Genomic DNA, 21,707 nt, shown 5'->3' on the forward strand with positions numbered 1-21,707 from the left:
GTAATGATATTGCAAATGGGCCGTATGGCCCGTTTTGCGTTAAAAAGGATTAATTTTGGAGCCGCCCGGCAGGATTGGGTTTTATTAAATATATAAATAATTCGTTAAATAATGACTTCAAGCGAAATACGTGCTACTTATCTTAATTTTTTCCAATCAAAAGGACATTTGATCGTGCCTTCCGCACCCCTGATCGCCAAGAACGATCCTACCCTGATGTTCAATAATTCGGGGATGGCTCAGTTCAAGGATTATTTTCTGGGAAATGCGAAGCCGCCTTCGAAGCGTATTGCGGATACGCAACGGTGTCTTCGCGTGAGCGGTAAGCACAATGACCTGGAGGATGTGGGATTTGACACCTATCACAATACCATGTTCGAGATGCTGGGCAACTGGTCGTTCGGGGATTATTTCAAGCAGGAGGCGTTGAGCTGGGGCTGGGAATTATTGACAGAGGTATATAAGATCCCGAAGGACAGGATCTATGTCTCTGTATTTGGCGGGGACGATAAGGAGAAGATGACTGTAGATCAGGAGGCGTTCGACATCTGGAAGAAAATATTGGGTAGTGATGAGCGCATCATCATGGGCTCCAAGAAGGATAATTTCTGGGAGATGGGGGATGTAGGACCCTGCGGACCTTGTTCCGAGATCCATGTGGATGTGCGGGACGAGGCGGATATAAAAAAGGTACCGGGTAAGGACCTGGTGAACCGGGATCATCCGCAGGTGGTGGAGGTATGGAATATCGTGTTCATGCAATTCGAGCGGAAGGCGGATGGTTCGCTGGTGAACCTGCCTGAAAAGCATGTGGATACGGGGATGGGTTTCGAACGGCTGTGTATGGTGCTGCAGGGGAAGAAATCCAGCTATGACACCGACGTATTCCAGGGGACCATTGGGAAGCTGGAAGAAATGTCCGGCAAGAAATATACGAAGACGACCGATCCTTCGACGACGGCGCAGAACTATACGGATGTCGCCATGCGGGTGATAGCCGATCATATCAGGGCGGTGTCATTCGCCATTGCGGATGGTCAGCTGCCTTCGAATGCGAAAGCAGGGTATGTGATCCGGCGGATATTGAGACGTGCGATACGATATGGTTATTCATACCTCGATTTTCGCCAGCCATTCATGTACAAGCTGGTGCCCCTGCTTGCCCTGCAGTTTGAGCATGTCTTCCCGGAACTGAAGGCGCAGGCCGATTTTGTGGGAAGGGTCGTCGAAGAGGAGGAGAAGTCGTTCCTGAATACGTTGACGGGTGGATTGAGCAGGCTGGAAAAGATCTTTTCTGAATCCGGGACGGCTGCAGTCATATCCGGCAAGCAAGCTTTTGAGCTGTCGGACACTTATGGGTTTCCTTTGGACCTGACGGCCTTGATCGCGAAGGAGAATAAGTTCAGCGTGGATGAGAAAGGGTTCGAACAGGAGCTGGCCTTGCAGAAGGAGCGGAGCCGGAAGGATGCCGTCAAGGAATCTTCCGACTGGGTGGAATTGGGTCCAGTCGACGGCGTTGAGTTTTTAGGATATGATCATACCGAGGCGCCGGCACAGCTGGTGAAGTATCGTATTGTCAATACAAAGAAGGGAAAGGAATATCAGCTGGTGCTGGACAGGACGCCTTTTTATGCTGAGATGGGCGGACAGGCGGGTGATAGCGGTGAGATATCTTTTGGCGGAGATGTTGTAAGGATTAATGATACCCGTAAGGAAGCGGGCCTGGTGATCCATATTTCCAACGATAACAAGCTGGAACAGGTGTTGGTTGGTCTGACGGAGCCGGTGTCCGTTGTCGCGACCATCGACCATGTGCGGCGGGCTGCTATCGAGAACAATCATACCGCTACGCACCTGATGCTGGGTGCTTTGCGGACTGTGCTGGGTAATCACGTGGTACAGCGGGGTTCTTATTTGAATGACGAGCTCTTGCGGTTCGACTTTTCGCATTTTGCCAAGGTGACGGATGAAGAGATCGCACGGATCGAAGATATCGTGAATGAGAAGATCAGGCAAAATATTGCGCTGGTGGCGTATCAGAACATGCCTTATAAGGATGCTTTGGAGCTGGGCGCTACGGCAACATTCGGGGAGAAGTATGGGGAGTTTGTACGGGTGATCGTGTTCGACCCTGCTTTTTCCATAGAGCTGTGCGGAGGGACACATGTTTCTGCTACGGGCAAAATAGGATTATTCAAAATATTGTCAGAAGGGTCGGTGTCGGCCGGGGTACGTCGAATAGAGGCAGTCACGGCTAAGCAGGCGCTGGCGTATGTGGATGATCAGATCGGTTTGGTTAAGCGGGTGAAGGAGCTGGTAAAGGGGCAGGATCTGGTCAAGTCCGTGGAAGTATTGTTGTCGGAGAAGGCTGAGCTGCTGAAGAAGGTGGAGACGATGGAGCATCACCAGGTGATGGAGCTGAGAAATGCGTTGCTGAAGAAGGTGAGCAGGGAGGATGGGCTTAGTTCCCTGGCTGAGGTTGTTACGGTGCCGTCGTCCAATGCGCTGAAGCAGTTGACGATGGAGCTGAGGAAGGAAAGCGATTATGTGGTGTTGGGTGCAGTCATTGACAATAAGCCGATGATCGCTGTTGCGGTGAGTGACGGGGTCATCAAGTCGCATGGACTCAAGGCTGGCGATGTAGTCAAGGAAGCTGCCAAGGAGATCGGGGGAACGGGAGGTGGCCAGCCATCGTATGCGATGGGTGGGGGGACGCGACCTGAGGGCTTAAAGGCTGCCGTGGAGAGCGCCAGGAATTTTATCGAGGCGAAGGTGGCTGGTTAGGTTATGGGTTGGTATATCGCGGGTCTTGTGATTGAAAACGGGGACAGGTCGAATGGTATCTTCTTATCTGTCGCCATATCACTCAATATTTTTCCTGTCAGGCTGCTGAACTTGAAGCCGTGACCGGAGCAGGGGCTGGCGATAATAATATTTTTGAACACCGGGTGGCGATCGATGATAAAATGCTCGTCGGGCGTATTGGTATACATACATACCAAGGAGGTGTTGTAGATGGGCGCCATGCCCAGGTACTTTTCTGCGATCTGCTGCATTTCCCTTATTTCTTCGGAGCTGGTGAATTGTTTGAGCTCATCCGGCTGGATGGTTTCACCGCGGTGGTGCCAGGCTATCTTTATACCATTACCCAGGTCGGGAAAGCCATAGAACATGCGGCCCGGAAGATATTCCCAGATATAAACGGGCATGTTGGCGGGAAGGTAGCGTGTTGCCCGGGATGGGTCGCCTTCTTTGAACCAATACAGCGGCTGTCTTTTGACGGAGAGGGGCAGCTGTAATTCCGGCAGTAGCTGTCCTGTCCAGGCGCCTGCGGAGAGGATGAGCTGTCCTGCTGTATATTTTCCCGTGGAGGTTGTCAGCTCCACGTTGTCATTGCCTGGTGTGATATGCAGCACCGATTCATTACAGATCATATGTGCACCGTTGTGGACTGCCTGTGTAAGGAAGGCGGTGATACATGCTTCCGGGAAGAGGATGCCCGCTTCATTTTCCAGCAGGCCAACGGTATCCGGCTGGGGCAGGAAGGCGGGGAACCTTTTTTGCAAGTCGGACGAGGAGAGATATTCGTACGGGATATGATGTGTTTCGGCGCTTAGCCGGGAGCCTTTGATGACGGCTGTATCTTCGATGCCCAGCATGAGGCCGCCTGTCTTTTGAAAAAGCTTTTTACCACTGGCTTTTTCAATGTCCGCCCATAGGGGGTAGGCAGCTTTCAATAACGGGACATAGATCGGGTCTTCGTAGTAAGCCTGGCGGATGATGCGGCTTTCGCCGTGTGAGGAGCCGTGTGTATGCGGTGGCTGGAAGCGATCGATGCCGAGGACCTTTTTACCTGTGCGGGCGAGATGGTACAGTGTGGAGCTGCCGTTGGCGCCCAGACCGAGGACGATGATATCGAAAGTGCGGGTCACTGTTTGCAGATTGTCTTAACAAGATAGTTTTTATCTTTATGGGAAGCAAAAAAGTATATGACAACAGCCGGTAATTATCAATTAGCGCCGATCGGGTTTATCCAGTCGTCTGTCAAAAAAAGAGAGGATGCGGCCAAGCAGGGATATGAGGGGGCGCCGGATGTCTGGCTTCATGTAAATGGGCAGGCGGCGGCGGGACTGGAAGGCATATTCCCGGGGGATGAAATTATCCTGATCACCTGGTTTCATATGTCGCGGCGGGATGTTCTTGCCGTGCATCCCAGGGGTGATAGTAACAATCCGGTCACGGGCGTATTTGCCACGCGCAGCCCTGACAGGCCCAATCCATTGGGGCTTCACCGGGTGAAAGTGCTAGAGATGAAAGGTACATCATTAAAGGTGGGACCGTTGGAGGCCATTGACGGGACGCCGGTGGTGGATATCAAGCCGGTGCTGGACAGGTCGGAAGATGGATGAGGCCTATACGTTATAAGATCACAAGGGATGGCTTCCGGCCATTGTTCAGGAGTTTAGCTGAATGTCCGAGAGCTTGTGTCTTTCGCTCTCCAGCTGATGTAGTAGCCGATGGAAGAGGGCGGCAGCCTCGTCCACTACTTTTGAAGCGTCGGATCTTTCCTTGGCTAATTGCTGTATGATGGCCAGCTTTTCGATGAGGGTCGCAGCCTGCAGCATGCCGCAGCTGCCTTTCAGCTTGTGTGAAATAAAGAATAGCCTGTCGTGATCCTTTGCTTTGCCGGCATCCTGCAATTCGGCCAGCTGTTCGGGCAGATTGGTGAGAAAAGTGTTTAGAATATCCAGCAGGTATCCTTCATCGCCCACTTCTTCCAACAGGGATAAACTGTAAAAGTCTGGAATGTCCCCGATGGGAATGTCTTGTGCCGAGGTGGTGCCGGAGTTCCGGAGGAGCGCGGTTACGCGTGCATAGAACTCTTTGAACTCAAAAGGTTTGGACATGTAATCATTCATGCCGGCTTCCAGACACCTTAGCTGTTCGCCATTCAGGGCATTTGCCGTCATCGCCATCACGGGGGTACGGATATGGAGATGCCCCCTCAGCTGTCTCGTCGTTTCGTACCCATCCATTCCGGGCATCTGCAGGTCCATGATGATGAGGTCATAAGTATGGACCTTCAACTTTTCAATGGCTTCTTCGCCATTGTCGGCCATTGTCACAGCGGCACCCGCTTTTTGCAGGACAAAGCCCATCAGTTTCTGATTGATGGGGTTGTCCTCGACCACGAGGAACTGCCGGCCCGCCAGCAGACCCGCGACATCCTGGAGCAAATGAGGTGTTTGCCCGGAGGTATTCACCACCTCTTCGCATCCGAAGGTCAGATGGAAGGTGAAGGTGGATCCCTGGCCTACCGTACTGGCGACGGAGATGGCTCCGCCCTGCAGCTCCAGCAACCGGTGGCAGATAGCCAATCCCAGGCCTGTCCCGCCATATCGCCGGGAGATATCCATGGCAGCCTGGGAGAAGCTTTCAAAGATATAGGGCAGGCTATCTTCCGGAATACCTACGCCAGTGTCCGTCACATCGAATATTAAGGTGATCTCTTTTCCTTTTCGCTGCTGTATTGTCACTTTCAGACCTATGCCGCCTTTTTCAGTGAATTTGACGGCGTTGCCTACGAGGTTGATCAGTACCTGGTTCAGGCGGTGCGGGTCGCCCTGGATGCGTCCGGGGATCATCGGGTCGATGTCCATGTGAAAGGAGAGCTCTTTTTTGATGATGCGGTGCTCAAACAGGGAACGGACATTGTCCAGGACGTCCTGCAGACGGAAATCTATCTTTTCAATGGGCAGCTTGCCTGCCTTGATCCTGGAAATGTCCAGGATATCGTTGATGATGACGATGAGATTTTCGACGGACCTGCCGATGATGGCTACAAATTCGTTCTGCTGCGGGGACAGGTTTGTTTCCAATAGAAGGTTCGTCATACCCTGGATGCCATTCATAGGCGTTCTGATCTCATGGCTCATGTTAGCAAGGAACTGTTCCTGCATTTTGCGGGCATCTTCCGCGTCCGTCTTGGCTGCAATCAACTGGTGCTGGTGGTGCACCCGCTCCGTTATATCCGTAGCAATACCGCCGATGCCCAGGATATTATTGTCGTTGTCACGCAAGGGGAACTTGACCAGTAAAAGATGGATATGGCCGTTGGCTGTGGACATTTTTTCCTCGAGCTCGACCGAACGTCCTGTCTGCAATACTTTCTCATCCATGGCCCTGTAGTGGTCCGCCTGCTCAGCGTCGCAGAAATCGTAATCGGTGTGATTGATCAGCTGTTTTTCATCTACCTGTAAGATCTCCATAAAGCGGCGGTTGGCGATGATATATTTGCCATCAAGGCCTTTTACGAAGATGATGGAAGTGGTGTTATCCAGGATGGACTGCAGGAGCAGCTGATTTTCCTTTAATTTGAACTCATAGGCTTCCAGTTCCTGCTGCATCCTCTTTTTGTCCGTAATGTCCCGGACGAAACACTGAAAGCCGATGGGCCGGCCATCTTTTATTAATAAAAGCGCAATTTGCTCCACCCATTTTGTTTCCCCCGAAGCGGTGGTGGTACAGAATTCCAGCGTCGTCTCCTGTATGTTTTTTCGGAATTGCTTTTCGTAATGTTCTTTTACTTTTTGAAGAAATCCGGGGCTTACCAGGAAGGTGTATCTTTTACCTATGAGGTCTTCCGGGGAATATCCTGTCAGGGCAAGGGCCCCGGCGCTGGCGTACTCGATGTATCCTTCGACGTTGGTGGAATAGATGACGATGCTGACATTATCGATGAGATCCCGGTATTTGGATTCGCTGGAGCGTAGTTGACGTTCCGTGATCCTGCGCAGATCATTCTCTCTCTTCATCCTGTGCAGTATCAGCAGCATGACGAGGAAAGCCGTGGCCAGGCAGCCATAAAGGAAGAGTCCGGCTGCATCTATGTCCTGCTTATTCCGGACCATTATGCCTGCTACACAGAGCATTATGAAGAGGCAAACTGCTGAAAGCCAGGTAAGGCCTGGCTGTTTTTTGAGGTTTTGAATTAGTTTAAAAAGCATACCGGTCGCCATGCAGTTTCTGAGGTGCGTGATCCTTGTAAACGTGCATATTATATTAACATTTGCGTTGATGTGAGGAAATGCGTTTTTTTAGGTGTATGTACTTACCGGACAGGGGTTTTTGAATGCATAAAAGCAAGTCCGGAGTTCCTTTCAAGTAGCTCCTTTTTTTTAAGGTGGCGAGGGCACTACCGGTGTTGTGACAAGTGGGAGAAATAATTAGCTTTAAAGGACTAAATTGAGCTAATCAATAAATGTAATAGCAAGCCATATGCATACGAACAGGAGACAGTTTATCAGGACTGCCGGCGCCGGGATCCTCGGTTTTGGCGTCATACCGGCATTGGGCGGATGGGGTCCGTCATGGATGATGGAAGGTCCGTCGGATCTTCCGCGTGCCAGCCCTTCATCACAAGGAGTCAGTGCTGCGTCGATCCGGCAGTTCCTTGCGGCGGCGAATTCGTCGGGCATCAGCTGGCATAGTTTTATGCTGCTCCGGCACGGGCATGTGGTTGCGGAAGGGTGGTGGAAGCCTTATGAGCCGCAATTCGTTCACTCCTTATATTCGTTGTCGAAGAGTTTTACCAGTACGGCCATAGGGCTGCTGGTGAAGGAAGGCAAGCTCGATATCCATACGAAGGTGATGAGCTTTTTTCCAAAAGAACTGCCTGCCGACCCTGGTGATAATCTTCGACAAATGACGGTCCGGCATCTGTTGACCATGAATACGGGTCATGGAGAAGATACGATGCCTAAGATGAGGGCTTCGCAGGACAGCTGGATCCGCACCTACCTGGCACTGCCTGTCGAGTTTGCACCGGGCAGTCATTTTTTATACAACACCGGCAATACTTATATGTTAGGGGCGATCGTATACCAATTGACAGGGCAGACGCTGGAGCAATACCTGGCGCCGAGGCTATTTCAGCCCCTGGGCATCAACGGATATGATTGGGAGACTTCTCCCCAGGGATTGAACACGGCGGGATATGGGCTTCGCGTGAGGACCGAGGACATTGCCAAATTGGGTCAGCTGTATTTGCAGAAAGGCAAATGGAAGGGAGATGTCATCCTGGCGGAAAGTTGGGTCGATGAAGCCACCAGCGCTCAAACCACCTCGCAGGTGAACAACGGAGACTGGTCCCAGGGCTATGGATACCAGTTCTGGCGCTGTACGCATGGCTATTACAGGGGCGATGGGGCTTTTGGGCAGTACTGTATCGTCATGCCGGAGCATGATGCGGTGATGGCGGTGACGGGGCAAACTCCTGATATGCAAAAGTCCATGAACATCATTTGGGATACGATCCCAGCCGGAATGAGGGCTGGGAGCTTACCGGAGGATCGAGGGGAACAGGAGGCATTGGAAAAGGAGCTGCGGGCATTGTCGCTTCCAGTGGTGAAAGGGGCCGTCACCAGCGCTTCGTCGTCCAGGTATGCATCGAAAAAATGGACGCTGGCAGCGAATGAACGGGGAATTCAGACCCTGGAATTTGGTTTTTCAGACGAGGGCTGCAGGTTGGCGGTTGGGATGGGAGATAAGGTAACTGTTATGAGATTCGGCTGGGAAAAATGGGTGCTGAATGATCGTCGCGAGATGTATGTATTCTCAGGTAAGGATATGGTCCCCATGCCATCCCGTATTGCCGGCACTGCTACCTGGATCGACGATCATACATTGCAGCTGAACGTGCGATTTGTGGAGGCGATCTTTGGCGACCGGATCACGTGTGTGTTGGAGGGGGACGGGCTGAAGGTCCGATTCTTAAATAGCGTGGCGGAGACGGCGACGAAGAAGACTGACGACCCCAGAAAAGAGCTAGTGAGCGTGCTAAAGGAAATGTAAATCTCCGAAGAACCGGGATTGGTGGAAATCCGGGTCGGGCGTTGCGATATCGTTCCACGCAAGGTAATGCGGAGCGGCGCAGTCATCGCCGCATTTATAAAAATTGGCCTTTGCTTCGATGGCGGTGAGTGTGGTTATGCTGTCATGGATAAATATTTCCAGGGGGATCTTCAGGATCAATGACCATCCTGTGCTGGGTTCATCGGGGGAGGATGAGGGTAGGTTGCTGTAATGGCCGATGGTCTGGATCAATTCGGGTGAGAGGGGGCTTCTGTTCTCACGCCCGGGTCCGTAGCCTATGAGGCAGGTGCCGATGGCATTACTTTCCAGGTTGTAATAAGTGCGACCGGCATCCCATGAGACAAAGAATTCCACGCAGCTGTCTTTGTATACAGGATCGTTGGCTGTATAGAAGGTGATCCTTGGATCATGTTCTGCCACATAGAATTTGAGAAGGATGGCATCTTCTATGTGGGCGATGGTAAAGGAAGTTGCTGGTTCCTGTGGGAAAGCCGGCCAGGGCGAATGATCGATGGAATGGCGGAAAAGACTATCCATAAGGGAGGATAGGTCCTGCATGGAAGGGTTTGGGCTGGCCGGGTGGATGGGAGAAACTTCTATTATTTTCATGATTTACTTTAACTCTGCCGAAGATACATAAATAAGAGGATGCCTCGTTATGGAGGCATCCTCTATCAGCTAAGTTGCCAACTGATATTGTTCGAATTTCATTGAAGCAGAGGCTCTTCCCGCTGTCAATGTTCTCAGCGTCGTGATATATCCAAACAAGCGGGATAAGGGCACTGATGCCTGTATACATTGCATCGAAAGTCTTGCTTCTACTTCCTTAATTTGACCTTTCCGCCTGGTGAGATCGCTGGTCACGGCACCCGTATATTCTTGGGGTGCGGTGACATTTACACACATGACGGGCTCCAACAGTTTGGGGCCGGCCTGGACGGCGGCCGCCTTGAACCCAATATGCGCCACCTGTTCGAAGTCCAGGGCGTGGGAGTCCTTTTCATGGATCATACCATCGAACAAACGGATGCGCATGGCGTCCACAGGATAGCCGGCCAATACGCCCGTGCCCATGGCTGCCGTGAATCCCTTTTGAACAGATGCGATGAATTCCCGGGGGATCGCTCCTCCGCGAATGGCATCGATGAATTCCAGCCCCGATTGCCCGTCGGAGCGAGGAGAAAGCTCAAAGTGGATCTCAGCGAAGTTCCCCGAGCCGCCGTTCTGCTTTTTATAAGTGGCACAGTGCGTAACGGACTGTGTGAACACTTCTTTATAGGCGATCTGCGGCTGGCCTTTGTTAACTTCAACCTGGTAATCACTTTTCAGCTTCTCCAGCACCACGTCCAGGTGGAGCTCACCCATTCCTTTGAGGATGGTCTGCCCGGAACTGGCGTCTATCTCCACCGATAAGGTTGGATCTTCTTCCAGCAGCCGGGAGAGCGCTTCACTTAATTTTACGCTTTCCTTAGCGGATCGTGCTTCAATAGCGAACCCAATCATTGGATGCGGAAACCGTATGGGTTCAAGAGTAACGGCGTGATCCGGGCTCGACAGGGTATCGCCTGTGCGAAGGTCCTTTGCCCCCAGGATCGCGCCTATGTCACCAGCTTCCAACTGTTGGATGGCCTCATATTTATTGGACATGATGCGCAGCAGCCGATGGATCCGAACCCTTTTGCCTGTGCGGCTATTCCACAAAGTATCACCTGCTTGCAGTATGCCTGCATATACCCTGATCAAGCCCAGCTTGCCTGTATAGTCGTCTGTGACGATCTTGAATACCAGGCCTGCAAAGGATGCAGGATCTGTACCATTTATAAGGGGCAGGTCTTCGGGCGCCGGCAGGTACTGTACGATGGCGTCCAGCAACGGCTGTACTCCTTTGTTCCGATAAGCGGCGCTGCATAAGACCGGCATCAGCCGTCTTTCAATCGTTGCAGTGCGCAACGCATCGCGGATATGTTGCACCGTGATGGCTGTGGGATCGGCCGTGAAGCGCTCAAAAAAAGCTTCGTTCACCAACGCCAGCTCTTCCATCAGGTGCTGGCGGGCATGTTCAGCGGCCAACGCCCCGTCTGATGGAATTGTTGTTGTCTCATAGGTTTTTCCATCCGGGCTATGCCATATTAACGCCGTCATGGTTACCAGATCAATGACCCCTTTGAAATCATCTTCCGAGCCAATGGGTAATTGCACGGGGACTGCGTTGGCATGCAGTTTTGTCCTGATCTCCTGTACCACCTGTGCAAAGTCAGCGCCCTGACGGTCCATCTTATTGATCAAAACGATCCGTGGCACCTGGTAGCGGTCGGCTTGATGCCATACCGTTTCAGACTGCGACTGGACGCCGGATCTCGCGCAGAACACAGCGACGGCGCCGTCTAATACGCGCAGCGACCGTTCTACTTCGGCTGTGAAATCCACGTGACCGGGTGTGTCGATCAGTGTAATGCAGCATTGGTTTCCGGCGTAATTCCAGTACGTAGTGATGGAGGCCGATGAAATGGTGATGCCTCTTTGCTCTTCCTGCGGATCGGTGTCCATTATGGTATTGCCTTCATCGACGTTGCCGAGCTGATGGGTAAGACCTGTGTAATAAAGCATGCGTTCCGTTACGGTGGTTTTGCCTGCGTCTACGTGTGCCATGATCCCTATATTTCTGCGTTTCATATTTTGTTTTTGAGAAATGAATAAAAGCTTCCCTTTTGGGAGATTGCAGCGAGGCGCTGACCCATCTTCCATTGTGGGATAATGATAATATCAGATAACGTAGGGGAGACAAATAAAAAAGGCCGCTTCGGAGAAGAGGCCTATATACTATGCTAAAAAGTAGGAAAGTCAGCCTCTTGGAGCCGGGAATGCGATTGCCTCCCCGTTCTTAATAAAGACGATACGGGTGCTGGCAATAATAGCCTTGATAGCTGTGGCTACCAATGTCCCTAATCGATATATGAGGTTGTTCAGCATGAAAATTGCTTATCGGCAGCAAAAGTATATAAAAAAATATAAACGACAAATCCTTAACTTACTATTTCATGAATTGTGCACCTTATGCCTGTTATGCAAGATCACTCCACGAACGTGTTGAAGTTTTGGCGCTCCGTTGAGACGTTTACGTTGCCTGATATTCCTTATGCTTTTCAAGATACTGACAACAAGAGATATACGGTGTTGGGGCCGCCGGTCCGGCTGCCCTGGGAGCCAGGTGAGTTGCCCGCGGTCCCTGAAAGCAAGCAGTGGAAGCATACCTTATATTTTCATACCGTTTTAAAAGGGGGAGTCGTCGATCTGTTGGCAAAGCTTACCGGATCGAAGGAGTATCGAGAGCCTGTGTATGGCCTTACCTGTCTTTCGGCGTTGGTGCTGGACGGGTCGGGACGGCCATCGGAGCGGGGGTATACGCCGGCCGGCTTTATTTATGGGATAAAGGTCATCGAGGATGGAATGGATTTCGAGGAGTTGCCCGGGCTTTTGAAGGAGGCACAGACATCATACCTGGTACGATTCGGATTGGATAAGGAGGTTCGTATAGCGGATTGGAAAGTGTTGGAAAAGGAGCTGGATCATCTTCGGAGGTTGACGCGGAAGGCATTGCCGGTGCAGGAAGGCGTTGTATGTATTTCGGAGGTTGTAGCCGCCGGAGCAAATGCGGATTCTCCTTTTCTCAATAGTTATTATCTGCACGATCTGAATACATTGATCGGCAGCTCAGGGATGGGCGGTCCGATGGAGACCTTTTTGAATGCTGTGGTGGATACGGGTTCGCGTCGTGATCTGCTGGACAGGCGTGTTCTGCTGGAGGCATTGCATCCGGCTTATTTGTCTGCCGGACGTTGGCCTTCCTCTCCGGATCATGGCTTGTATGCGGGTCAGCAGGCTGCATTGGGGTTGGCCATGTCAGGCTTGCGGGAAAGATCGACCTTGCTGGGGATCAATGGACCTCCGGGTACGGGTAAGACGACCTTACTGCGGGAGGTGATCGCGGATGTCGTTGTTGGCCGGGCTAAGCGATTATTGAAAGGGAAGGTCACGGAGCTGTTTTCCGGAGGATGGAAAGGCATTGTCGATAGAACGGGCTGTTATACCATCGATCGGGAGGTCTTTGGCAATGACGGTGTCGTGGTGACGAGCAATAACAATACGGCGATTGAAAATATTTCCAGGGAATTACCGCTGTTGGGGAGTATCGACCGGGAGACTTTCGGGGAAGCGGAATATTTCTCTGAGATGGCTGCCTTTCTCGGCGAGGAGCCCAGCTGGGGTATGATGAGCGCGGTGCTGGGGAGGTCGGAGAACAGGGCGGTATTCGTCAACCGGTTTTGGTTCAATAAAGGGAAAGGTTTTGGCAAATATTTGAAGGAAGCGTCTTTGGATGTTGGTGTTTATAAAAGGAGCCTGGCTCATTATGAGGAGACGGCCGGGGAACTACAGGAACTGCTGGATGAATATGCGGCTTTTAGCGCACTCGCTTGCGCTTATCATGAGCGGCTGCTTTCGGGAGGGGAGGATTTGGAGGAGCTGGCTTCGGCGTTGTTTGCCAGGTATGGCATCGGTGCGGCGGAACTACCTGGTGCCGGGTTTACGGACCTGTCCTTTTCTCAGATCCACCGCATGAGGCCATATTCTTCACGCAAAATCAATATTCTCAGGAGCAGGATCTTCTTACGCAGTCTGGAGCTACATGAGTGGGCGATCAAGGTCAATGCGCGGAGCTTTAACTGTAATCTTGGCGCTTTTGTCGACATGCTGTCGAATAAGCATATGAACTTTATGGACGAAGGGATTGCCGCCACCTTATGGAATACCTTTTTCTTTTGTATCCCGGTCGTTTCGGTGACATTGGCTTCCTTTCAGCGGCAATTTCCTTTGATGGGGCAGGGCTCCATTGGCTGGCTGCTGCTGGATGAAGCGGGACAGGCGACGCCGGCGGCAGCTTGCGGGGCTATCTGGCGGAGTGAAAGAGCCATCATCATCGGGGATACGTTGCAGATCCCACCGGTCGTCACCATCCCTGCCGGGCTGGGGCAACTGTTGCAAAGTGTTTATGGCATTACCGAGGATTGCTGGAACCCCCTCTGTCATTCAGCTCAGTTCCTGGCGGACCGGGTTACCGCATATGGGACCTATATTGGAAGGCCCGATACCTGGACGGGTATGCCTTTACGCGCTCACCGGCGATGTGGCGAACCGATGTTCTCTATTGCCAATCGTATTGCGTATAACGGACAGATGGTGTCCGTGCGGAAGGAGGCCGTAGCTGATGTCCCTACCGGTGAAAGCGGCTGGATAGATGTTGCTACAGGGACATCGCTGGAGGGACATGTGATTGCCGAAGAGATACAAGTGGTGGGGGATCTGCTTCAGCAGCTTGTTTACTTTCCGGGGCGGGTGTATATCATCTCCCCTTTCAGGAGTGTGGCCCGTGTTTGCCGGGAGCGATTTTATGAAAAGGGTCGGGTAACCTGCGGGACGATCCATACATTTCAAGGGAAGGAAGCGGATATCGTAGTTCTGGTGTTAGGGACCATGCCTGGGAGTATTCAGGCAAGGAATTGGGTGGCTCAAAGTCCTAATATGTTGAATGTAGCGGTTACGCGGGCTAAGGAGCGGTTGTATGTGATAGGGAACAGGAAGGTTTGGAGTAAGCACCGGTATTTCGATCAGCTGGCGGGGCGATTGAAGGTGAGGGAGGGTGGGAGGTTGTTTTAGACCTTATGGATATAATAGATATTTTTTTCTCATCTGCTTGTATTTGCTTAATCCTGGTTCCCAGCTCCTGCGGATCTCTTCTTCGCTTTTACCGGCGATGATCTGGTCTTTAAAAGCTGTAGTTCCAGCCAGTTTATTAATATCACCCATCTGTTTGCTAAACGTGCGATCGAAGAATTTCTCTTTGGCCGGATAGGCTTTATATAGTTCTATCATCCACTGTATGTTGATCTTTCCTGCTTTGCGGAGGCCGTCAGCATTGTATGTTCTCAGGTCCAGGCCATAACATTGCTGGTCCTGGTGCAAAGGCGTTTCGGACATCCCGGGCAGGCTGACGGGTGTGAAGGAAAAAGCGTATTTCCCTTTCAGGTCGGGGCTGCCCAATATGGTAAAAGGCATATGAGTGCCACGGCCCTGGCTGATGATGGTGCCTTCGAACAGGCACAGGGAAGGATAGAGCAGGATGGACTGCTGGGTGTTGAGGTTGGGGGAGGGATTTACCGGCAGATCATAGTGTATGCTATGAGCATAGTTCTTCACTCTTATGATCTTCAGCTTGCACTGCGCTTTGTTGGGCAGCCAACCTTCGCCATTGATCATTTGGGCGAACTCTCCGATCGTCATTCCATGGGTTATGGGGATAGGGAACTGGCCGATGCCGGACTTCAGGTTCATGTCGAGGATGGGGCCGTCGACATAGCCGTTGGGATCGGGGCGATCGAGTATCAGCAGTTCTTTCCCGGATTCGGCACATGCCTCCATGATATCCCTGAGGGTATTGATATAGGTATAGAAGCGGCACCCTACGTCCTGGACGTCGAAGACCATGATGTCTATGGCTTCCATATCTTCTTTGGACGGCTTTCTTTTGCGGCCATAAAGGGAGATGATGGGGATGCCAGTCGCCGAATCGATCTCATCGGATACTTTGGCGCCATTGCTGGCTTTCCCCCGGAAGCCGTGTTCGGGACCGAATACTTCCCGGATATCGACCTTCAGCTTGTGTAAGCTGTCTACGATGGATTGGTTGTGTATAACGGAAGTAGGATTTACCAGCATGCCTACTCTTTTACCTTTTAACAGGGGTAAATAGGCGGCTGTCTGGTCAGCTCCGGTGATGATGGGTTGGCGCCCAGGCGCTATTGGTTCAATTATGCTGCCTGCGCTTATGGATAGGATGGAGAGGAACAGTAGTACGGGGAACTGCCACTTTAGGAGCATGGTACGTTGCGTTAGGTTTCCGGAAAGATACAAAAAGTATTTTGAGCGTATTTGCAACAACGTTATACATTTTTATGAGAAGCTGAATTATTGTCATCGTTATGCCGTATCAGCAAGGGCAGCAAGTCCCGATAATCCACGTTGAAAAGCCCCGCCAGCGTTGCCAACTGCTTTACCTGCATGAGTTCAGGATCCCGGATGAGTTGACCAAGCCGCTTTGAATCGAGGTCTAAGAGGGCCGCAAATTCGCTTTCTGGCAGATAATCAAGGAGTTGAGCAAAACGGGTAATACTTCCTGTCTTAATAGCGTCATGTATAGCAATATACCGTTGGTCAGGCGAGGTGGTTTCGGAAAGGGAACGAGAAGGCATAATGCTGGCTTTTGCCTCCAAAGATAACGCAGGCGGTCTTTATGTGCTCCGGAAAGCCCGTCATGAAAAAATGCTAATTAAATTAGTTTAATATTCCAATAAATTTAGTATTTTTGGATTGTAAAAATTACCTATTGCTTTGTTTTCCAGCATAGGCCCGGTGTTGACCGGGATAAGGAAGTCCGGGATCGCAGAAAAGGTGAAATTGGTATCTAAAAAGTGAAAGAACAGCAGAGAAAAAGTGAAAAAGCGGCAGGTAAAATGAGAAAAAACTGCATAGAGAAACCTGGGAAAATCTTTTAACCTTTTCTTTGACTATGCGACCACGGGATCCGCGTTATGAAGTCATTAAACCGATGCTGAATGAAGGGAAAATCCACTCTTTTCCGGATATCTTCAAGTTTATTAAAAAATCGGTTGTCGCGGCTGATCTGGGGAAACGAGGTCCTCGTTTTACCGAGTTAATCAATAAGGTGGAGGATTTTACCGTAAAGGAGCTGCTGATCATCGCCCGGCTATGCGGGCTGACCTCGGCGGAGATGTTCAAGTTAGTGGAAGCAGAACTGGCTAAACGCAACAACAAATAGTGATGCACACCCTGGGTACCATGACCATTGCCTATTGGCGCCTTTCCTATTAACACCAGGCAGACCCTTATCACGACCTTTCCAATCAAGCCGGCTGTAAAGCCGGCTTTTTTATCTATAGAACCCATTACCGGCTATGCCCTACTTCCGAATTACCGTAATAAAGCAAAACGGACTGAAATATTCCGGTGTCCGCCATTTTCCGGAGAGTCTGACCTATAAACAAGTGGAAGCACAGGTGTGGCAAAAGGCGAGGGATACCATTGGCAGGCTGGCCATCTCGGATATCAGGATCGAAAATGTGCCTGCTGATCATCCGGAGGTGGTGGCTTATATCCTGCGGGAGCGGGATGCTTCCTTCAGGTCTAAAAAATGAAGGGGTTTTTACCTATTTTAACAATTAAACCGGCTTATTAACAGAATGCTAACCGGGAACCGACTTACCTTTGTGTTGATGATTTGAATATCATCTTTCATAACAGAACAGATAAATTTTCTCATAAGCAGTTAGTTTTGGTTACGAACCCCTGTTTCCACAGGGGTTCTGTTTTTTATGTGCCTGGCTGGGTCAGTGACGCGGAACACCTACGGCTCTCATAAGGGACTGTTCTCCAAAGCGCCTTTTTATATGATCGATGGATTGATATAGCCTGATATTCTCCTGCGTGTCCTCATACAGCTTGATCTGATAATTTCCCGGCACGAGGCGTGTAAAACGAATCCCCAGGAGCCTTATGAGCATGCGCCTGTCATATAGCTTCTCAAAGATCTCCTGCGCCGTCTGTAAGAGCAGCAGGTCTGCATTGCTATAGTCGATGGTCTTTTGTTTGACGACGGTATCGAAATTGGAATAGCGCAGCTTTACCGTCACGCACCCTGTCAGCTTGTTCTGCGACCGCAGCTCGAAGCCGATGGCTTCTGTCATACGGACCAGCTCGGCATGAAGGAATTTAAGATCAATGGTATCCGTCTGGAAGGTCCGTTCCGTGGAAATAGATCGCTGCTCACGGTAAGGTATGACTGGAGAGTCGTCAAGGCCGTTGGCTTTTCGCCAGAGGTCGATGCCTGTCTTGCCGAATAAAGTTTCCATCATTTCAACCGGGATGGCTGCCAGCGTCCTTACGGTCTCCACTCCCCGCCGGATGAGCTTGCCCGCATTCTCCTGGCCGATGCCGGGCAACTTGCCTATCTTCAAAGGCGCCAGGAAATTTTTTTCTTCCCCAAAGGGAATTTCTATCTGCCCATTGGGCTTTACCTCATTGGTGGCTACTTTGCTGATGAGCTTATTACTTGCCAGCCCATACGAGATGGGCAGGCCACTCTCCATCAGTACCTTTTTCTTCAGCTTCTCGACGAAAAGGCTGCAGCCATGATATTTGTCCATGCCTGTCATGTCAATGTAGAACTCGTCGATAGATGCTTTTTCAAATAGCGGCGTATCGTCCCGCAGGATGTCCGTTACGAGCCTGGAGTATTTGGCGTACGACTCCATATCACCCCTGATGATGAGAGCTTCGGGGCATAGCCGGCGGGCCATCCTAATGGGCATGGCGCTGTGAATACCAAACTTCCGGGCTTCATAACTGCAGGCGGCAACCACGCCCCGGTCGCCGGAACCTCCGACTATCAGCGGCCGGCCTTTGAGCCTGGAATCTTTCAGGCATTCCACCGAAACAAAGAAAGCGTCCAGGTCAAAATGGGCTATATGCCTATTTGGATTAAGAAACATATTATTCGAATTAGTTAGTGATCCTGCTTTTAATACCTGCCTTCTCAATCCCTGTCACTTCGATGCTATACACGCCAAACTCTTCCATTACCTTACCTGTGATCCTGTAGAAACCTGCCTGGGGAGGGTGGGCTGCATGCACCGGTGGGAAATGTACCGTATCGATCCAATCCTTATTATGGTCCAGGAAGGTCCCAAAGCTCATTGTCTCGCCTTTTATCGTACGTACCGGCTTATGCGTCACATGATAGCCGAGCACGGTGATTATCTTCCCTGCGTGTTGTGACAGCTCTCTGGCCGGCGTGTATTTTGCCGGATCATCATCCACCAGGGAAAAGGGATCACGCAAGGGAAAGCCCAGCAGCTCGACCTCATCGTAAATGTCGTCCAGCTCATGGAGGGGGAGATCGGGCAGGGTCAGGGTCATGGGCGCTTCTTTAAACAAAGCCTGGTGCGCCGGGGCCAGCGCCCTGTTCTTCTTTTGTACGAAATCCCCCTCCCAGAGCAGCTCCTTCTTGCTTTTTCCCGTAAAGCGCAAAGCGCCTACCCGGATGAGCAGCTCCAGGGGCTCCGCGGTGATGCCCGTACGCTCGATGAAATCAGCCAGGTGCAGGTAAGGGCCGCCACGATGCCGCTCGTCCAGGAATTTCTCTGTCAGCTGCTGGTCCAGTCCCTTGACGTGAATGAAACCAGCATAAGCATCCCTGCCGGTGATATTCGTGTAATAATCGCTGTGGTTGACACAGGGAGGGTGTACCCGGGCGCCTGTCTTCATCAACTCATAGAAATAAAGCTCCCGGCTGTAGAAGCCGCCGAAATTATTGATCACGGCAACGGCAAATTCCATGGGGTAATAGGTCTTCAGGAAGAGGCTCTGATAGCTCTCTACGGCAAAGCTTGCCGAATGCGCTTTACAGAAGCTGAAATCGGCAAAGCTCTCGATCTGACGCCATACTTCTTCGATGGTAGTTTCGGGATACTCCAGCTGCCTGCAATTTGCGAAGAACCTTTCTTTCAGCTGGATGAAATGTTTCTTACCCCTGTATTTCGTACTCGTGGCCCTTCGTAGCAGGTCTGCATCGGCCATATCCATTCCCGCCCAGTAATGGGCTACTTTCAGGACGTCTTCCTGGTAGACCATTACGCCATAGGTTTCTTTTAATAACTCTTCCAGCTTCGGGTGGAGGTATTCAAATTTGCCGGGATGGTGGAACCGATAGATATACTGTTGCATCATGCCGCTCCTGCCCACTCCCGGCCGGATGATGGAGCTGGCGGCAACCAGGGTTTTGTAATCATCACAATGCAGCTTTTGCAAGAGATGACGCATGGCAGGCGATTCGATGTAAAAACAGCCAATGGTATTCACGGTACGGATCTGGGCCCGGACCCTGTCGTCCTTCATGAATTTCTGAACCTCATGGATATTGATGTCAATACGTCTATTCTGTTTAACGAGCTGCAGGCACTCCTTGATATGTCCCAGGCCCCGCTGGCTCAGTACGTCCAGCTTGAACAGGCCAATGCTTTCCGCGACGAACATATCTATCTGTGCGGTGGAAAATCCTTTGGGCGGCATATGTACGGCACACCAGGCGGAGATAGGTTCTTCGCTGATGAGGATGCCTCCTGCATGGATGCTGAGATGATTCGGGAAATTCTGTAACAGCTTGCCATATTGCAGGATGATGCGTTGGAGCTGGCCTTCGCCGGCCTTTTTCATGAAGTTCTCTCCCCGGGCATCGCCATTGTAATATCCTTTTTCCGCCAGCTGATCGATCTCGGCCTTGGGCAGACCGAAGACCTTTCCCAATTCACGGATGATGGCCTTATACTGGAATGTGGAATACATGCCCAGCAGGGCTACATGCTGCCTGCCGTATCGCTTGAACATATAATCGATGACCTCGTCCCTGTCACGATGGCTAAAGTCTATATCGAAGTCGGGGGGGCTGGTGCGTTGCGGATTCAGGAACCTTTCGAAATACAGGTCGAGCGCGATGGGGTCTACATCCGTGATCTGCAGGCAATAGGCCACGAGTGAATTGGCGCCGGAGCCCCGGCCCACATGATAAAAACCACGGCTCTGCGCATAGCGGATCATGTCCCAGGTGATGAGGAAATAAGCATTGAAACCCATTTCGTCGATGATGCCTAATTCCCGTGTCAGTCTTTCGGCGGCCCGTTTGTTTGCGCCATAGCGCATGAGGAAGCCATCGCGGGCCAGTTTTTCAAGTAAGATCCTATCGTCCTCCTGTGATGCGCTGAAGACCTTTTTGTTCTTATCCTTCCCGAAGGTCATGGTGATATGGCAGGCATCGATCAGCTGATAGGTATTGACAATGATGGACGGGTATTGCCGGAATGCTTCGATGATCTTATCGGGAGGCAGGAAATATTCCTGCTCGCCTGCCTGTTCTTCTGTCTGCAGTTTGGACAGCAGCACATTTTTGTCGATGGCCCTCAGGAGGCGGTGCAAATTGTAATAGGTCTTGTTCCGGAAGGTAACGGGCTGGCGGGCGACGAATTTGCCCGCATACGCGTCTACCTGTGAACGTTGTAATTTGCGTACTTCTGCCGGCTGTACGCCAATGTATTCGTTGGGTAGCAGATCTTCAGGGGCTTTACTTTGCAGGGGATAGATGACAAATCCGTCCTCCCGGCAGGCAAAGAACGGACTTTCGTCCGCCTTCTCAGGGAAGGCCGTTTTAGCTGTCAAATGTTGGGACAGGAATTCGTTGATCCAGCGGAAGCCCTGGTTATTCCTGGCCAGGAGGATGTATAGCAGCCGGTGGCCATTGCGTATTTCGGCGCCCAGGATGGGCTTTATATTTTGTTCCTGGCAATATTGCAAAAAATCCCAGGCATCGCAGGTAGTGTTGATATTCGTCAGCGCCATGGCCCGGGCGCCTTGTTCCACTCCTTCCCTGACGAGTTCTTCCGTTGCATAGGTGCCGTAGTGAAAGCTGAAGTATGTTTTGCAGTTGATGTACATGGGTGGGTGAATGATTCGAATGTAAAACTAAATCAATGCTAACATATTTAGTAATCCCGGGCGGCTGCCGATGGCGAAAAAAAAAAGCCACCTCAGTGATCTGAGATGGCCTGGTTGGGAGCAAGGTTGCTTTCGGGCATTGGCCCTTTCAGGGCCGTTGCTGTTCAGAGATAATAGGAAAGGTCCAGCTAATGGTTATGGAAATCAGGGCGCAAAAC

General features: G+C 51.3%; 14 protein-coding genes. 6 read left to right on the top strand and 8 right to left on the bottom strand.

The features are described 5' to 3' along the window. Window positions 1-111 precede the first annotated feature (111 nt). Window positions 112-2,784, top strand: coding sequence for an alanine--tRNA ligase (gene alaS, locus Q4E93_RS15805; protein ID WP_303586782.1), 2,673 nt, complete (start codon window positions 112-114; stop codon window positions 2,782-2,784). On the opposite strand, the gene solA is transcribed toward alaS, so the two are convergent. Continuing rightward, entirely contained in the window at window positions 2,781-3,932 is a 1,152-nt protein-coding gene (gene solA / locus Q4E93_RS15810) for an N-methyl-L-tryptophan oxidase (RefSeq protein WP_303586784.1), read from the bottom strand. The two genes, alaS and solA, sit on opposite strands and share 4 nt — an antisense overlap. A 57-nt stretch (window positions 3,933-3,989) precedes the next feature. Here solA and tsaA point away from each other — a divergent pair, with 57 nt between their 5' ends. Beyond that, window positions 3,990-4,409: a tRNA (N6-threonylcarbamoyladenosine(37)-N6)-methyltransferase TrmO gene (tsaA, locus tag Q4E93_RS15815; protein WP_303586786.1), complete on the top strand. Its 420-nt coding sequence runs from the start codon at window positions 3,990-3,992 to the stop codon at window positions 4,407-4,409. Window positions 4,410-4,454: 45 nt separating this feature from the next. Here tsaA and Q4E93_RS15820 read toward each other — a convergent pair whose 3' ends face one another. Then, window positions 4,455-6,911: a hybrid sensor histidine kinase/response regulator gene (locus Q4E93_RS15820; protein ID WP_303586788.1), complete on the bottom strand. Its 2,457-nt coding sequence runs from the start codon at window positions 6,909-6,911 to the stop codon at window positions 4,455-4,457. Window positions 6,912-7,278: 367 nt separating this feature from the next. Here Q4E93_RS15820 and Q4E93_RS15825 point away from each other — a divergent pair, with 367 nt between their 5' ends. Beyond that, window positions 7,279-8,853: a serine hydrolase domain-containing protein gene (locus tag Q4E93_RS15825; RefSeq protein ID WP_303586790.1), complete on the top strand. Its 1,575-nt coding sequence runs from the start codon at window positions 7,279-7,281 to the stop codon at window positions 8,851-8,853. Here Q4E93_RS15825 and Q4E93_RS15830 read toward each other — a convergent pair. After that, entirely contained in the window at window positions 8,839-9,483 is a 645-nt protein-coding gene (locus Q4E93_RS15830; protein WP_303586792.1) for a carbohydrate-binding family 9-like protein, read from the bottom strand. The genes Q4E93_RS15825 and Q4E93_RS15830 overlap by 15 nt on opposite strands. Window positions 9,484-9,552: 69 nt before the next feature. Continuing rightward, complete coding sequence (gene fusA, locus Q4E93_RS15835; RefSeq protein ID WP_303586794.1) at window positions 9,553-11,547, bottom strand: elongation factor G; 1,995 nt, start codon at window positions 11,545-11,547, stop codon at window positions 9,553-9,555. Between the two features lie 381 nt (window positions 11,548-11,928). Here fusA and Q4E93_RS15840 point away from each other — a divergent pair, with 381 nt between their 5' ends. Further along, complete coding sequence (locus Q4E93_RS15840; RefSeq protein WP_303586796.1) at window positions 11,929-14,586, top strand: DEAD/DEAH box helicase; 2,658 nt, start codon at window positions 11,929-11,931, stop codon at window positions 14,584-14,586. Window positions 14,587-14,589: 3 nt separating this feature from the next. On the opposite strand, the gene Q4E93_RS15845 is transcribed toward Q4E93_RS15840, so the two are convergent. After that, window positions 14,590-15,807: an exo-beta-N-acetylmuramidase NamZ family protein gene (locus tag Q4E93_RS15845; protein WP_303586797.1), complete on the bottom strand. Its 1,218-nt coding sequence runs from the start codon at window positions 15,805-15,807 to the stop codon at window positions 14,590-14,592. Between the two features lie 62 nt (window positions 15,808-15,869). Continuing rightward, window positions 15,870-16,178 carry a hypothetical protein gene (locus tag Q4E93_RS15850; protein ID WP_303586798.1) on the bottom strand — a complete coding sequence of 103 codons (309 nt, stop codon included), beginning with the start codon at window positions 16,176-16,178 and terminating at the stop codon, window positions 15,870-15,872. 317 nt (window positions 16,179-16,495) lie between these two features. On the opposite strand from Q4E93_RS15850, the gene Q4E93_RS15855 reads away from it, so the two are divergent. Both Q4E93_RS15855 and Q4E93_RS15860 read left to right on the top strand, forming a co-directional pair. Continuing rightward, window positions 16,496-16,765: a hypothetical protein gene (locus Q4E93_RS15855; protein WP_303586799.1), complete on the top strand. Its 270-nt coding sequence runs from the start codon at window positions 16,496-16,498 to the stop codon at window positions 16,763-16,765. A gap of 136 nt (window positions 16,766-16,901) precedes the next feature. After that, window positions 16,902-17,141, top strand: coding sequence for a hypothetical protein (locus Q4E93_RS15860; RefSeq protein ID WP_303586801.1), 240 nt, complete (start codon window positions 16,902-16,904; stop codon window positions 17,139-17,141). A gap of 192 nt (window positions 17,142-17,333) precedes the next feature. Here Q4E93_RS15860 and dinB read toward each other — a convergent pair whose 3' ends face one another. Together dinB and Q4E93_RS15870 are read right to left on the bottom strand one after the other, a co-directional pair. Beyond that, entirely contained in the window at window positions 17,334-18,494 is a 1,161-nt protein-coding gene (gene dinB, locus Q4E93_RS15865) for a DNA polymerase IV (RefSeq protein ID WP_303586803.1), read from the bottom strand. A gap of 10 nt (window positions 18,495-18,504) precedes the next feature. Further along, window positions 18,505-21,489 (bottom strand): DNA polymerase III subunit alpha, encoded by a 2,985-nt coding sequence (locus Q4E93_RS15870; RefSeq protein WP_303586805.1) that lies wholly within the window; start codon window positions 21,487-21,489, stop codon window positions 18,505-18,507. Window positions 21,490-21,707 lie beyond the last annotated feature (218 nt).

The sequence above is a fragment of the Flavitalea plasmicola genome, from assembly GCF_030546645.1.
Classification (GTDB): domain Bacteria; phylum Bacteroidota; class Bacteroidia; order Chitinophagales; family Chitinophagaceae; genus Puia.

Bases quoted from the DNA above. Each gene is read 5' to 3' on its own strand.
- Q4E93_RS15840 (WP_303586796.1), top strand. From the start codon at position 11,929: ATGCCTGTTATGCAAGATCACTCCACGAACGTGTTGAAGTTTTGGCGC.
- Q4E93_RS15860 (WP_303586801.1), top strand. From the start codon at position 16,902: ATGCCCTACTTCCGAATTACCGTAATAAAGCAAAACGGACTGAAATAT.
- fusA (WP_303586794.1), bottom strand. From the start codon at position 11,547: ATGAAACGCAGAAATATAGGGATCATGGCACACGTAGACGCAGGCAAA.
- Q4E93_RS15820 (WP_303586788.1), bottom strand. From the start codon at position 6,911: ATGGTCCGGAATAAGCAGGACATAGATGCAGCCGGACTCTTCCTTTAT.
- Q4E93_RS15845 (WP_303586797.1), bottom strand. From the start codon at position 15,807: ATGCTCCTAAAGTGGCAGTTCCCCGTACTACTGTTCCTCTCCATCCTA.
- tsaA (WP_303586786.1), top strand. From the start codon at position 3,990: ATGACAACAGCCGGTAATTATCAATTAGCGCCGATCGGGTTTATCCAG.
- Q4E93_RS15855 (WP_303586799.1), top strand. From the start codon at position 16,496: ATGCGACCACGGGATCCGCGTTATGAAGTCATTAAACCGATGCTGAAT.
- alaS (WP_303586782.1), top strand. From the start codon at position 112: ATGACTTCAAGCGAAATACGTGCTACTTATCTTAATTTTTTCCAATCA.
- Q4E93_RS15825 (WP_303586790.1), top strand. From the start codon at position 7,279: ATGCATACGAACAGGAGACAGTTTATCAGGACTGCCGGCGCCGGGATC.
- Q4E93_RS15870 (WP_303586805.1), bottom strand. From the start codon at position 21,489: ATGTACATCAACTGCAAAACATACTTCAGCTTTCACTACGGCACCTAT.
- Q4E93_RS15850 (WP_303586798.1), bottom strand. From the start codon at position 16,178: ATGCCTTCTCGTTCCCTTTCCGAAACCACCTCGCCTGACCAACGGTAT.
- Q4E93_RS15830 (WP_303586792.1), bottom strand. From the start codon at position 9,483: ATGAAAATAATAGAAGTTTCTCCCATCCACCCGGCCAGCCCAAACCCT.
- dinB (WP_303586803.1), bottom strand. From the start codon at position 18,494: ATGTTTCTTAATCCAAATAGGCATATAGCCCATTTTGACCTGGACGCT.